At 37.9% G+C, this 13,056-nt stretch carries 11 protein-coding genes; 3 read left to right on the forward strand and 8 right to left on the reverse strand.

Annotated features, from left to right (window positions below; all coding sequences use genetic code 11):
* Positions 1-2,337: a molybdopterin-containing oxidoreductase family protein gene (locus ACWPWK_RS14060; protein ID WP_109371607.1), complete on the reverse strand. Its 2,337-nt coding sequence runs from the start codon at positions 2,335-2,337 to the stop codon at positions 1-3.
* A 231-nt stretch (positions 2,338-2,568) separates the two neighbouring features.
* Here ACWPWK_RS14060 and ACWPWK_RS14065 point away from each other — a divergent pair, with 231 nt between their 5' ends.
* Positions 2,569-3,258 (forward strand): helix-turn-helix domain-containing protein, encoded by a 690-nt coding sequence (locus tag ACWPWK_RS14065; protein ID WP_109371605.1) that lies wholly within the window; start codon positions 2,569-2,571, stop codon positions 3,256-3,258.
* A gap of 64 nt (positions 3,259-3,322) precedes the next feature.
* Here the strand turns inward: ACWPWK_RS14065 and efeB are convergent, their stop codons facing one another.
* The 6 genes from efeB to ACWPWK_RS14095 form a co-directional block, all read right to left on the reverse strand.
* The gene (efeB, locus tag ACWPWK_RS14070; RefSeq protein ID WP_109371603.1) at positions 3,323-4,588 is read right to left on the reverse strand and encodes an iron uptake transporter deferrochelatase/peroxidase subunit; all 1,266 of its coding nucleotides are present in this window, start codon (positions 4,586-4,588) and stop codon (positions 3,323-3,325) included.
* Positions 4,578-5,501: an EfeM/EfeO family lipoprotein gene (locus ACWPWK_RS14075; protein WP_109371601.1), complete on the reverse strand. Its 924-nt coding sequence runs from the start codon at positions 5,499-5,501 to the stop codon at positions 4,578-4,580. Before ACWPWK_RS14075 ends, efeB begins: the two co-directional genes overlap by 11 nt.
* A complete protein-coding gene (locus ACWPWK_RS14080; protein WP_109371599.1) occupies positions 5,491-6,327 on the reverse strand; it encodes an FTR1 family iron permease in 837 nt (278 codons plus the stop codon). Before ACWPWK_RS14080 ends, ACWPWK_RS14075 begins: the two co-directional genes overlap by 11 nt.
* 2 nt (positions 6,328-6,329) lie before the next feature.
* Positions 6,330-6,677: a cupredoxin domain-containing protein gene (locus ACWPWK_RS14085; protein WP_088493623.1), complete on the reverse strand. Its 348-nt coding sequence runs from the start codon at positions 6,675-6,677 to the stop codon at positions 6,330-6,332.
* Positions 6,678-6,745: 68 nt separating this feature from the next.
* Entirely contained in the window at positions 6,746-7,303 is a 558-nt protein-coding gene (locus ACWPWK_RS14090) for an iron transporter (RefSeq protein WP_109371597.1), read from the reverse strand.
* 302 nt (positions 7,304-7,605) lie between these two features.
* Positions 7,606-7,893 carry a helix-turn-helix domain-containing protein gene (locus tag ACWPWK_RS14095; protein WP_072063612.1) on the reverse strand — a complete coding sequence of 96 codons (288 nt, stop codon included), beginning with the start codon at positions 7,891-7,893 and terminating at the stop codon, positions 7,606-7,608.
* Positions 7,894-8,493: 600 nt separating this feature from the next.
* On the opposite strand from ACWPWK_RS14095, the gene gss reads away from it, so the two are divergent.
* A complete protein-coding gene (gene gss / locus ACWPWK_RS14100; RefSeq protein ID WP_109371594.1) occupies positions 8,494-10,371 on the forward strand; it encodes a bifunctional glutathionylspermidine amidase/synthase in 1,878 nt (625 codons plus the stop codon).
* 179 nt (positions 10,372-10,550) lie between these two features.
* Here the strand turns inward: gss and dsdC are convergent, their stop codons facing one another.
* Positions 10,551-11,495, reverse strand: coding sequence for a DNA-binding transcriptional regulator DsdC (gene dsdC / locus ACWPWK_RS14105; protein ID WP_109371592.1), 945 nt, complete (start codon positions 11,493-11,495; stop codon positions 10,551-10,553).
* A 223-nt stretch (positions 11,496-11,718) separates the two neighbouring features.
* On the opposite strand from dsdC, the gene dsdX reads away from it, so the two are divergent.
* Complete coding sequence (gene dsdX, locus ACWPWK_RS14110) at positions 11,719-13,056, forward strand: D-serine transporter DsdX (protein ID WP_109371590.1); 1,338 nt, start codon at positions 11,719-11,721, stop codon at positions 13,054-13,056.

The raw sequence follows: 13,056 nt of genomic DNA on the forward strand, positions 1-13,056 counted from the left end.
TCATGCCTCCCGTCTTACGTTAACTAAGGTGCTATTACAGCAATGACCATTACCTAAAGGCTCTACGTGATCATTGGTGACATGGCTACTACTTCCGCCTTGTTGCTCCCACCATCCATTGTCTAATGAGATAACACCTTGCTTAATGTGAGTGGTCACAACGGCAATCGCGCGGTGTTCACCTCGATCATTAAACGCGATAGCCCATTCACCATTTTTAATACCGCGAGCTAAGGCATCATTAGGATGGATAAGAATATTCGGCTGATTACGCTGTACTTCTAAGATCCATTCATTCATACCATGACTGGAGTGAACACTACGGGCGAGTTTGCGTTGTACCGCCATAAGAGGATACTTTTGGGCAAGTTCAGGTGAGCCTTTTATCGATTCTTTTACTGGATAATAGGTGACAATAGGGGAGTAATTTTTGCCCTGCCACTCTTCAATAAAGAAGTGCGCTTTTTTCGTTGAAGTACGGAAAATACCATCTTTAAATGGGATCCAATCGCCTTCAACTGGGCGTACTGGGCCTTTTTCAAGCATTTCTCGAGTAATACCAGAGCCTTTTAGGCAAGCATCAATGTAATGTTCGATAGGCTGATTAAAGACTTCACCAAAGCCAAAACGCTCAGCAAGGCGAGCAAAGATCCAATAATCAGGTTTTGCTTCTCCTGGTGGCTCAACGGCTTTTTCCATTAATTGTACATACTGACTACGAACACCCGCCATTAAACTGGTATCTTCAAAAATAGTGGTAACAGGAAGCACAAGGTCGGCATAAAGTGCCGTGGATGACATCAGATTATCTGCGACAACAACAAAAGGTACTTTTTTCAGTGCATTACGCACCATATTTGTGTTAGGAAGTTGCGTCATCACCCCCATTGTCATGATCCACCAAAAGTTAATTGGGTGTGGTCTTTCATTGACAATACAATCACCGACTTTTGCAACAGGGATTGGTTTAATGGGTTTTGCATTAGGTGCTGGTGGAATAATCGGGCTAAATTTCGCCATTTGACGAGCACCGCCCGCATCACAAACTCCCGCGCCTTTTTTACCGATATTGCCGGTTAATAAGGCGAGATAAAACTGGCTTGCTGCGACATAAGCACCAAACTCGGTTCGTTGAGCGCCTGACATATTTTGCACAATCATCGCTGGCTTGGTGGTGGCATAATCGCGAGCTAAACGAATGATCGTTTCTTTTGGAATATCCGTTTCTTGGCTGGTTTTTTCGATAGTCCAAGGTTGTGCTTGCTGATAAATTTGCTCAAAAACTGTCACATAGTCAACATTAGTAGGCAGTTCATCATGAGTTAACGCAGGAACAATATTCGCTGTTTCATGATGAACAAGTTGCTGACTTAATGTATCAAAAACCAGATAGCTATCTTTATCATCATCAGATTGGCGTAATAGTTTTTGTTGTGAGTCAACAAGGTAAACGGCACCGGTATGCGCACGTAAAAAAGGCTTATCCGTGAGATTTTCGTCAATGATAATTTTGATCATACCTAATGCGAGCGCAGTATCTGTACCAGGTACAATAGGGATCCATTCATCAGCTTTAGCCGCAGTTTCATTAAAGCGAGGATCAATAACCACCATTCTGGCGCCATTTCGGCGAGCTTGGTTGTAGTTTTTAAAATAGGCTTGCATAGTGACTGCTGGGTTATTACCCCAACAAAGAATATAGCGACTATCTTTTACCGTATCTCGAGTATCTGCATAGCGTAGACCCACCATTGGGATCATCGCCGCTGTTACAGCAGAACAGCATAAAGAGCCAGCTTGTTTTGTGGAGCCTCCTAAGTAATCGAAAAACGCTTTACCCATATCGTTTTTAATCGAGTCCATATTGCCTGCATGAGTGGAGATAAATAGCCCCTCATTGCCAAACTTATCAATGGTTTCTCTGATATTCTTTTCAATAAGATCAAGCGCTTCATTCCAACTGATCGGTTTAAACTCGGCTTTCCCTTTTTCGCCAACACGTAATAAAGGTGTGGTTAAACGATCTTTATGGTATACCCACTTAGTTCGGCTCATACCACGCAAACAGCATTTCACATTAAAGCCTTCAGTGGCTTCAACTTTGATAAGTTGCCCATTATGTGTAAAAGCTGTTAGGTTACAGTGCAAACATTCCATCGCACAGGTTGAACGAAAGGTTTTATATTCGGATAATTTGATCCGTACTTTTTGGTTATATATGGGTTTATTTTCATTAACTAGACTGAACGCGTTAGGAGAAAGAGCGGCCACGCCAATAGCGCCCATTCCTTTTAACAACGTTCTTCTATTTAATTCCCATTTTTGATTTTTAGACATAGACATTCTCACGCACAAGAAAAGTTAACTATATATAAACTCAATTCATATATGGTTAACTTTGAGTTAGATCATCTAAAAATAGACAAAGAAAATAATCGATAGAAAATGATTAAAAAGCCCTATTTAAAATAAGGTTTCAGAGCAATATACTAGTAAAAATAACAAAAAAAGAATAATGGGATATCGTCATAAAATTAAGTAAATAACGAATAGGTATGGGAAAAATAAATGCAGAATTCTCAAGGAGTTAACTCGGTTGATATCGCTATTACCATTCTCGAATTTATTGCGTCGAATGGCGGGGTAGCTCGATCGTCAGATATTGCAAAAGCCTGTTCACTTTCAAAAAGTCGCTTACATAAGTATTTAGTTTCACTTTGTCGCTCAGAAATGCTGTATCAAGAGAGTGAAGGAAGCCAGTATTGTTTGGGCAGTAAAATTCTTTTCTTAGCCGAGGCGACACCAAAGCCACAATCCGTTGTGGATGAAATTAACCAGCTATTATGTGAGTTTAGAGACGAACATAATATGTCTACGGGATTGGTGATATCTCAAGGTAATCAACTATTTTTAACACGTTACAACCGTAGTTTTAAACATGTTGATATCGATTTTTTACCTGATACTCCTGTTCCTCATAAAGTTAGTGCAGCGGGTGCTGTTTTTGCCACCTTTAGTGATTTGATGATTGAAGCAGATTTATCGCAAAAGCAGCAAAATACTATTCGTCAACAAGGTTTTGCTATTCGTCAGGAGCCTGCTGATGGTATTCCTGGCGCGCAATCTATTTCATGCCCTGTCTTTAATAAAAAAGGGGAAATGGTAGCGGCAGTATTGACGATGGGATTTATTGAACCTGAAAGGCAAATGGAGCTAGGCTATGCATTAAAAGCAAAAATGGCGCATTTCTCCCATTAATTTGCTAAAGAGCTTATTTAGGCACTTTTGCATTAAAAGCAAAGTGCCTAAAATCGTGTGTTGATTAATCGAATAGTCCTTTTGCCAGAATGTCGCCTTCTTGAGATATACCGGGTAACACGAAGTAATATCCGCCACCAAAAGGTTTGATATAACGCTCTAAGGGTTCACCGTCTAAACGTTTTTGGGTATCAATAAACCCTTTTTTAAGGTTATTTTGAAATGAGATAAAGATCAGCCCCATATCTAGTTGACCTGAAGGCGTTAATCCTAATGAGTAGCTATAACTACGTCGGCGTAATTTTGCACTGTAACGTTCTGGATTTCTTGGTTCAGCTCGTCGCATATGAGAATCAAATAGCACTCTGTCACCGTGAGGATCTTTTTCAAATTGAGGATCGTCCATCTCTTGCTTCATACCTATTGGTGCACCCGTTGAGCGATGGCGCCCAAAGTTATTTTCTTGATCTTCAAGCGGTGTTCTATCCCAAAATTCCAAAGCAAAACGAATAAGGCGAACAGCTTGATAACTTCCACCTAAACACCACTGTGGCTCTTTTTGTTTCTCAGTGATCCAAACAAGATCATCCATCAAACTATTATCTGAAGAAGGGGCGTTGCCCGAGCCATCTTTAAAGCCAAAAAGATTAATAGGTGTCTGTCGATTATCGATATCACGAGAAGGAAGAAAGCCATCGATTTTCCATACAGCATAAACCTTCCCTGACAGGTGTTTTAAAATATCTCTTAACGCATAAATTACACTTTCTGGGCTATTCGCACAAAGTTGCAGTAATACATCGCCACCACACCATTTAGGATTGAGTCGGTCATTAGGAAAGGGTTTCATTGGTTCTAAACGCTTAGGTTTTTTAGCTTGAAAACCAAAACGGCTATCAAAAAAACTATCACCTAAAGCAACGGTGACGGTTAATTCATCGGGGTGTAATTGTGTTCCTAAAATACCAGATTCAGCAGGGGGGAGATGCGGGTTAGCTCTTTGTTGAAGTTCTCTGGGTTGAGTTAAAAATGCAATTCGTTGTGTCAGTGTTGCAAATACTCTTTTTATATCATCGGCGTTTGTTACTGTCAGATTAAGTGCAATCAATGAGGCATGTTTTTGTTCTGGCGTAATAACGCCCGCTTGATGTTGACCTAAATAGGCAATAGCGCGCTGATAACGAGGTACTGATGAAGCGCTTTGTTTTTCTACTGCTTTCGCTCCCATACTGGCGAGTAATAGACTCCCTCCCAACCATTTTAACGTTGTACGTTTATTTAGGTTAACAGGATTTTTTGATAGCGATTTAAAGAGAGTTTTATTTTTCATCACTTGCTTCTTTATAGTGATAGTAAACATCAATATTGAGCGTACTACGTAAGTTTGCCACTTGCTCTGCCAATTGTGTTACTTGAGAAAAAAGCCAACTTTTTTCTGTTTCAGGAAGTGCGGTTAAAGGCTGAAATAGACCTTCATCGCGCTGATATTTTAAAAGCAAAGCCCCTATATCGTCATATTGTTTGATAAGCAGTTGATATTCTGTCGTTGGAATATGATTAGATAAGATCTCTACGATTAAGCGCGATCCAGATAAATTGGCATAACTATCACCCAGATCGCTGTTTGAATATTGATTTTCAATACCAGCGAGTTTGTCAGTTAAAATAAACTCTAAGCTATCACCCGCAGATTGAACCAATTTAGGAATAGGAATATCTTCAATCGCGACACGTTTTTTTAGGTCACTAATACCTCTTAAAAGGTTTTTTGCCGATTCTGTGGCTTTTTGAGGATCTTTTAATTTAAATAGTTGATATTCAACTAAATGAAACCCTGAAAAACGAGGTGAGTTTTCTCTTTCAAGAAAGAAATTAGCTCGATTATTCAATAAACGTTCGCTTGTACCAAAAAGGGCAATAATAGGGCGAATAACTTCATAATGATAATGCGCTTGTTGATAAGCATTTTGTGCATTAATAAGCTGATTTTTTTCACTATTTTCGATTAATTTAACGAGCGATTTTTCAACTAGCGTTAATTGTTCAACAGCCTTTTCTCGGTAATTTAAAATATCGGTTTCGAACTTTTTAGGAGTAGGGATATCCCCTTTGGCAATAACGATATTCTCGCTATCTTGGATAATACCCTGAATAATTTTTTCGGCATAAACAGGAAAAGAAAATAACAAGATAAATAGAAAAGCTGCGATATTTTTGCTTAGCAATTTTATATTATTTAGCATGGCGAGCACCTCGCTTAAATAACAGGGCAACAACCACCCAATACACAATAAATGTCACCACGCTTAAACCAATTGGTTGAGAGCGATAAGCAAAAAACGAGACTAAAAAATTACCAAAGACACTGGAATCATCAAGAATATGGCTAATATCCCAAAGTGGATAAATAAAGAAATCAGGTAATTCAAAATCCATTTCAATCAGTAGATTTGCAATTTCTTCTACGGCTTTTAATAACAGAGAAACGGCAAGGAATAGTAATAAAAATCCTGTTACAGTAAAGAAATAGCGCCATGAAATAACTTTTGAAGTCAGCAAAAATAGCCATAGTGTGAATGCTGCGACAAGTAAGCCAATAAAGACTTCAATAAAGAAAGGCAGTGCTGTTTGTGCATTGAGAGCCATAATATGGCTAGAGAGGAAGACCACGACTTCGCTGCCTTCTCTGGCAATCGCAATGGCAATAATCAATAAAATACCCCATGCACTTTGTTGTTGTGTTTTTTGGGTGAGTTCATTTTCTATATTTGCTTTTAATGATTTTCCCTGCCCATTCATCCAATAAACCATCTGCACAATAAGTACACAAGCGAGGATCTCCATTGCGATCATAAATAGAGATTGCCACATATCTTCGAGTGAGCTAAATACGCCATAAATACTTAGTGCTAGAATAATGGCAAGAAATAACCCAAAGGCCACGCCACCCCATAAATATTTCATACCGTGTTGTGGTGTTGGTGAACGTTTTATCCACGCATAAATAATGCCTACTACTAATAGCGCTTCAAAGCTTTCTCGCCAAACAACAAACAGAACTTGTCCCATAATTACTCTGCCTTTTCAGTTGCAACAATTTCACCTTGGGGATGAGAAAGGTGAAAATCATCAAAGAAGGTGTAACGACCTGGTTTTAGTGGTGCGATTACAACGACAGAATTGGCGCCCGGTGCTAATACTTTTTCTTTACGTAGCTGTGTACTTTCAAATTCAACAGGGCTAGTGCCTGTATTACGAATTTTTATTCTAATGGGTGTTTTAGCGGGGACTTCAAGTACTTGGGGAATAAGTTCGCCATCTTTCATTTCTAATTCAACGGTGTATTTCTCTGCTGCAAAAACAGAGGATGTCACCATTAACAGTAGTAATAATGTATATTTAGAGAGAGTTTTGATCATCAGCGTTTCACTTAAAAAAGAGAAAAAGGATAAATCCAAAGGGTTGGATTTATCCGTTATCAAGCTAATTAGTAACTGCCTTTACGGCCCGTACCGCTATAGGTGAAATCCCATGACACTTCAAAGGGTTCAAACCAAGGTGAAACGCCTGTTTCTTTATCGATATGGCGACCAAAAGCGATATCTTTGTTGTATGAAGGCGGGTAAATTTTATAGGTCACGTTATATTGACCATTTCCGTCTAGTTTCAGGTTTTCACCATAGTGAGGGCCATCGTTGGCAACCATTGCCATAAATGTACCTTGTTGTTTTTTTGCAGGCGCGTCGGATTTTGTTACGGTGTATTCGATGGTGAGGTAAGGGATCCAATCACCCTCAGCAAATCCATTCGGATTATCTTCTGTAGCATGAATGTCTGCTTCTAAATGGATATCTGCCTTATCAGCAGCCAAGTGATTCATCGCATGATGACCTTCCTCGGTATCCATTGTGATAGGTTGGAGATAAACCCCTTGAATTTCCATACCATTTTTAAGAATAGGATGACCAACTGGATACTCGACAGCGAGAGCGGACGCAGAAAGAAATGAGAGTGCAGTGAGAGAGAGTGCATAGCGATATTTCATGTTTAACCCTTATTATTGAATGATAATTGTTATTATTCTTAATAAGGTTAGCATAATTTGCATTAGAAATAGGAGATAATCTATACGAAAAATATCGCTTAAGTTGGCAGGAAAGTCAGTGAAAATAGTGATAACGTTTTCTTTTATAAAAGAAAAAATTTGTTGTTCTGAAAGAAATATATGAATGGAATTAATAATTCTGGGTAATAATACTCAATGAAATCATCTAATTAAGAATGATATATGGAAATCTTATTTATCATAATGAGAAGATAAAAGAGAAGACTTCCATACTAAGAAGATTAAATCTGACTTTGAGCGCTCCAAAACTGTTTGGATTGTGTCAGTGCCACAGCAGAAACTTGCTCTTCATTTGGTGGTAGGAAAAATGCAGGAGTGACTTTTAGCTCTTGTGCAATATGAAAGAGCATATCAACATCAATCTTACATAGCCCATTCTCATAACGTGAAAATTGTTGCTGGCTAATACCGACTCGTTCAGCGACAACCTTTGCTGACAAGCGAAGTTGCTGGCGTTGTTTACGAATTTTATGCCCAATAATTTGAGAAATGGGATAAATCTTTGACATTAGTGACCTCATTCTTCCTATCAACCACCAATAATACTCAATAAATTGAATATCAAGTTTCCGTGTGGATCTTCAAAATAAACAAGCACTCCGGCTTGAATGAGTCAAATCCATACTACTGTGTTATCGGTTAATTGGATGAATTATTTATACCCATTACGTTATAAGATGATATTAATTTTCATTAAACTATTTTGAGATCTTTCTTTTTTCTAGCAGGATAATCGAGGATTTTTTGATAAGCAGTGCTATATATTGCCTAAACACCATTTATTCTGTCATTTGTGCTCGCATTTATGATTAATAAAGAGTAAATAATGCAATCACAATAAAAAAGATAAAGCCCTCTTTGACTGTATTTATGCTCGAAAATACCTTTTATAGGCTTTTTATAATGGGTTATTTTTGAGTTTTTTTTATCTCGTCGCGATTTCCCTTCTTAAACGAGTATCAAACCCAAACAACAATTTTCATTTTGTTGTCATTTATAAAATTACATTCACTTCTGATGGTCTACAGCGTTAAGATTGTTATCTATAATACTTATGCAGATTATAAGTATTGCAGGGTAGTTATCTATTTATCGTCAAGGTCGAGATTATGAATGTAAAAGATATCATTCGTCATGAACCATTTGGAACATTGCTAGGCTATGCGCCTGGTGGTGTCGCGATTTACTCTTCAGATTACAGCAGTATTGATAAAGAAGACTATGCCGCTAATGATTCATTCCGTAGTTATATTGGTAATGAATATATGGGGCACAAGTGGCAGTGTGTTGAGTTTGCTCGCCGTTTTCTCTATTTGCATTATGGCTCTGTATTTACTGATGTGGGAATGGCTTATGAGATCTTCTCACTGCGTTTTTTACGTAAAACCATCGATGACGATATATTGCCATTACAAGCCTTTGCAAATGGTAGCAAACAACCTCCAGCGGTGGGTGCTTTATTGATTTGGCAAGAAGGTGGTGAATTTAAAGTAACAGGGCATGTTGCTGTTATTACTGAAGTGCTTGAAGATAAAATTCGTATTGCAGAGCAAAATGTTATCCACACTCGATTACCCGCAGGGCAACAGTGGACTCGAGAATTACCGCTTAAAGTGACGGATAACGGTTACTTTATTCAAGATACTTTTGATAATACAACTCTATTAGGTTGGATGATCCAAACAGAGCCTAATGCTTATAGCCTTCCTCAACCTAAAATTGCGCCTGAACTGTTAGCCATTCATGCGGCAAAACTTGAGAATAAAGGCCAGTTGGATGGTAAATGGTTAGATGAAAGTTCACCGCTAGAAAAAGCGTATGTCGTCGCACAACACGGTCATATCATCAATCAAGATAGCTATGAATATTTCACCATTTCAGAAAGTGCAGAGCAGGAACTTATTCGTGCAAGTAATGAAATGCATTTGATGTATTTGCATGCAACTGAAAAAGTGTTGAAAGACGATAAGCTACTGCGTTTATTCGATATTCCTGAAGTGTTGTGGCCTCGTATTCGTTTGTCATGGCAAAACAGACGCCATCAAATGATCACGGGACGATTAGATTTTTGTATGGATGAACGTGGTGTCAAAGTTTATGAATATAATGCTGACTCTGCCTCTTGCCATACAGAAGCTGGCTTAATCATCGAGAAATGGGCACAGAAAGGTGGAATTAAAGAGGGTTTTAACCCTGGCGAACGCTTACTTGATGCATTAGCGGATGCTTGGAAACACTGTGATGCAAAACCTTTTGTGCATATTCTTCAAGATGATGATAGTGAAGAAGATTATCACGCTCTCTTTATGCAACAATCACTGAATCAAGCAGGTTATAACAGTAAAATTCTACGTGGATTAGATGAACTTCATTGGAATAGTCGTGGTCAATTGATTGATGCAGACAAGCGGGTTGTTGAATGTGTTTGGAAAACATGGGCTTGGGAAACAGCGTTAGACCAACTAAGAGAAGAGAGTGAACAACAAGCACTGATCCCTATTCGTACAGGGCATCCTGAAGGCGAAGTCCGCTTGGTCGATGTGCTTTTACGTCCTGAAATTACCGTTTTTGAACCTCTTTGGACACTTATTCCTAGTAATAAAGCGATTCTACCTATTTTATGGCAATTGTTCCCTGATAATCCTTATTTGTTAGATACTGATTTCACAGTGACACCTCGTCTTGCACAAAGTGGTTATGCGGTTAAACCGATTGCGGGTCGTTGTGGTAGTAACATTGGTTTAGTCGATCATAAAGATAATGTGTTAGATGAAACCAGTGGTCAATTTGATCATCAAGAAAATATTTACCAAGAATTATGGTGTTTACCAAAAGTGGCAAATCGTTATATCCAAGTTTGCACCTTTACAGTGGGCGGGCATTATGGCGGTTGTTGTTTACGTTCAGACCCAACTCTAGTAATTAAAAAAGAGAGTGATATTGAACCTTTAATTGTGATTGAAGATAAACACTTTCTAGCTAAATAAGATCATAGACGTTTAGAATTAATAAATGATAGGCCCGCCTAATTGGCGGGTTGATTTTAATAAAGAATATTCTCAGTGATATGTTTTTTATTTGCGACGATTAAACCTGCATATTTTGCAATAGCGATTATCTGTTGTGTTGAAAAGGTCATCTCTTTCATCGTATTTTCCTTAGAAAATTACATTCTTTCCTTGATTTGTTTTTTCAGCCACTGAATGAAAAGCTGTACTTTAGCATTATTTTTTTCATTTCGAGTGACGAGGTAATAACGCTGAGCGCAAAAAAGCTCACTATTATCAAAAGGAATAATTAATTCTTTATTAGCCAGTTGTTTTTGCACTAAACGTTTTCTTCCCATCGCCACTCCTGAGTGGTTAACCGCAGCAATAACAGCAAGATCAGAGCGGTCAAAACAGATATTGCTACGATTAGGAAAAAGTGAAAGCCCCATATATTCACTCCAAGCTCGCCATTCGTCGAAATCAGAGTTATTACTCCAAGCTTGCCTATCATGCAGTAAGGTGCAATTGGATAGATGATGAATATTGCCAATAAGCTCATGTTTTTTAGCATATTCAGGGCTACATACGGGAATAATAGATTCTGAAATTAAATCTTCGCAATAAAGATTTTGTAGTTGTTTATCATCAAAATAAATCGCCAGATCAATGCCATAACCTCGAAAGTTAATATCATCATTTCCTGTGAGTAGATTTAATTCAATAGAGGGATAACGTTCAGTAAAATCTGAAATAAGAGGCACTAGCCAACATTGGGCAATAGAAGGTCGTGAATAAACGGTGAGAATGCCTGAGACTTCTTGGTTATGAATATCTAAAATTTCTTGGTTAATATCTTCTAGCGTTTTTTTAAGCGCCCAATAAATTCGTTCGCCTTCTTCTGTTAACTCTATTCGGCGATGAAAGCGGTCAAATAGCTTGATACCTAATTCTTCTTCTAACGTATTAATACGATGACTAATGGCACTTGGCGTTAAGGACAATTCTTCTGCTGCTAAAGCGAATGAAAGGTGGCGACCTGTTGCTTCAAAAGTGTGAAGTCTTGCTAATTGATAACTAGATAATCGTTTATTTCTTAAAATCACGCTAGAAGATTCAAACATTCTTTTATTCTCGTTTTGTTGTTAATAGTAACGTAGGTTAACAATCAAGCTAATGTTAAGATGAAATACCATGCTGCTACTTATCATAATGTGATTATTTGTGCATTGTGTCACTTATTTGAGTTAATTGAGTTCATCTTAGTGTAAATTTTCATCATTTGTAAGTGCCGAATGATTAATATTCAATATGATTAACAATAAATAAAATATTTGGGATGGATATATGGATTCAACGTTATGGGTGCTAGGTACTCTTATAATTAGTATCTTGCTCATTGTTTTTACTATAATAAAACTTAAGTTTCACCCGTTTTTAGCTTTACTATTGGCAAGCTTCTTTGTGGGTACTGCAATGAAGATGAATCCTTTAGAAATTGTAAATGCGATTGAAAACGGTATTGGTGGTACGTTAGGATTTTTAGCAGCAATTATCGGTTTAGGAACTATTCTTGGTAAGATGATGGAAATATCAGGTGCCGCAGAACGCATCGGTATTACATTACAAAAATGCCGTTGGTTATCTCCAGACGTTATTATGGTATTGGTTGGTCTTATTTGTGGTATTACACTCTTTGTTGAAGTGGGTGTGGTATTACTGATCCCTCTTGCTTTCTCTATTGCGAAAAAAACAAATACTTCATTATTAAAATTAGCTATTCCATTATGTACAGCATTAATGGCTGTTCACTGTATTGTTCCTCCTCATCCTGCTGCATTATTCGTGACTAATGAATTAGGGGCAGATATGGGAACCGTTATTGTTGCGGGTCTTGCAGTTGGTTTAGTGGCATCTTTAGTGGGTGGTCCTTTATTCTTAAAAATATTAGGTGAACGCTTACCATTTAAAACAGTACCTGAAGAATTTTCTGATATGGAAATTCGTGAAGAAAAAGATTTACCTTCATTAGGTGCCACTCTCTTTACTGTATTACTGCCTATTGTTCTGATGTTGATAAAAACAGCAGCAGAATTAAATATGACAAAGGGAACATCGATTTATACTGCATTACAGTTTATTGGTAACCCAATTACTGCGATGTTTATTGCTGCCTTTGTTGCTTATTATATTCTAGGTATTCGCCGTAATATGGGAATGAATACGTTATTGAAGAAAACAGAAGATAGCTTTAGCTCTATTGCCAACATCTTATTAATTATTGGTGCGGGTGGTGCTTTTAATGGCATTTTAAAAGGTAGTGGTTTAAGTGAATCTTTAGCGTTAATTCTTTCTAACTTAGATATGCATCCTATTTTATTGGCTTGGTTAGTCGCCATTATTCTTCATGCTGCTGTTGGTTCTGCAACTGTTGCAATGATGGGCGCGACTGCAATTGTTGCACCACTAATGCCTTTATACCCAGACATTAGCCCTGAAATTATTACATTAGCAATTGGTTCAGGTGCTATTGGTTGTACCATCGTCACAGACTCACTGTTTTGGTTAGTGAAACAGTATTGTAATGCAACTTTAAGTGAAACTTTTCGTTTTTACAGTGTCGCGACCTTTATTGCCTCCTTTGTCGCACTAGGCGGTACATTTATGCTTTCTTTTGTCATATAA

The sequence above is a fragment of the Proteus sp. Marseille-Q3619 genome, from assembly GCF_965283115.1.

Coding starts and splice junctions, on each gene's coding strand:
- gss (WP_109371594.1), top strand. CDS start 8,494: ATGAATGTAAAAGATATCATTCGTCATGAACCATTTGGAACATTGCTA.
- ACWPWK_RS14085 (WP_088493623.1), bottom strand. CDS start 6,677: ATGATCAAAACTCTCTCTAAATATACATTATTACTACTGTTAATGGTG.
- efeB (WP_109371603.1), bottom strand. CDS start 4,588: ATGAAAAATAAAACTCTCTTTAAATCGCTATCAAAAAATCCTGTTAAC.
- ACWPWK_RS14065 (WP_109371605.1), top strand. CDS start 2,569: ATGCAGAATTCTCAAGGAGTTAACTCGGTTGATATCGCTATTACCATT.
- ACWPWK_RS14095 (WP_072063612.1), bottom strand. CDS start 7,893: ATGTCAAAGATTTATCCCATTTCTCAAATTATTGGGCATAAAATTCGT.
- ACWPWK_RS14090 (WP_109371597.1), bottom strand. CDS start 7,303: ATGAAATATCGCTATGCACTCTCTCTCACTGCACTCTCATTTCTTTCT.
- dsdX (WP_109371590.1), top strand. CDS start 11,719: ATGGATTCAACGTTATGGGTGCTAGGTACTCTTATAATTAGTATCTTG.
- ACWPWK_RS14060 (WP_109371607.1), bottom strand. CDS start 2,337: ATGTCTAAAAATCAAAAATGGGAATTAAATAGAAGAACGTTGTTAAAA.
- ACWPWK_RS14075 (WP_109371601.1), bottom strand. CDS start 5,501: ATGCTAAATAATATAAAATTGCTAAGCAAAAATATCGCAGCTTTTCTA.
- ACWPWK_RS14080 (WP_109371599.1), bottom strand. CDS start 6,327: ATGGGACAAGTTCTGTTTGTTGTTTGGCGAGAAAGCTTTGAAGCGCTA.
- dsdC (WP_109371592.1), bottom strand. CDS start 11,495: ATGTTTGAATCTTCTAGCGTGATTTTAAGAAATAAACGATTATCTAGT.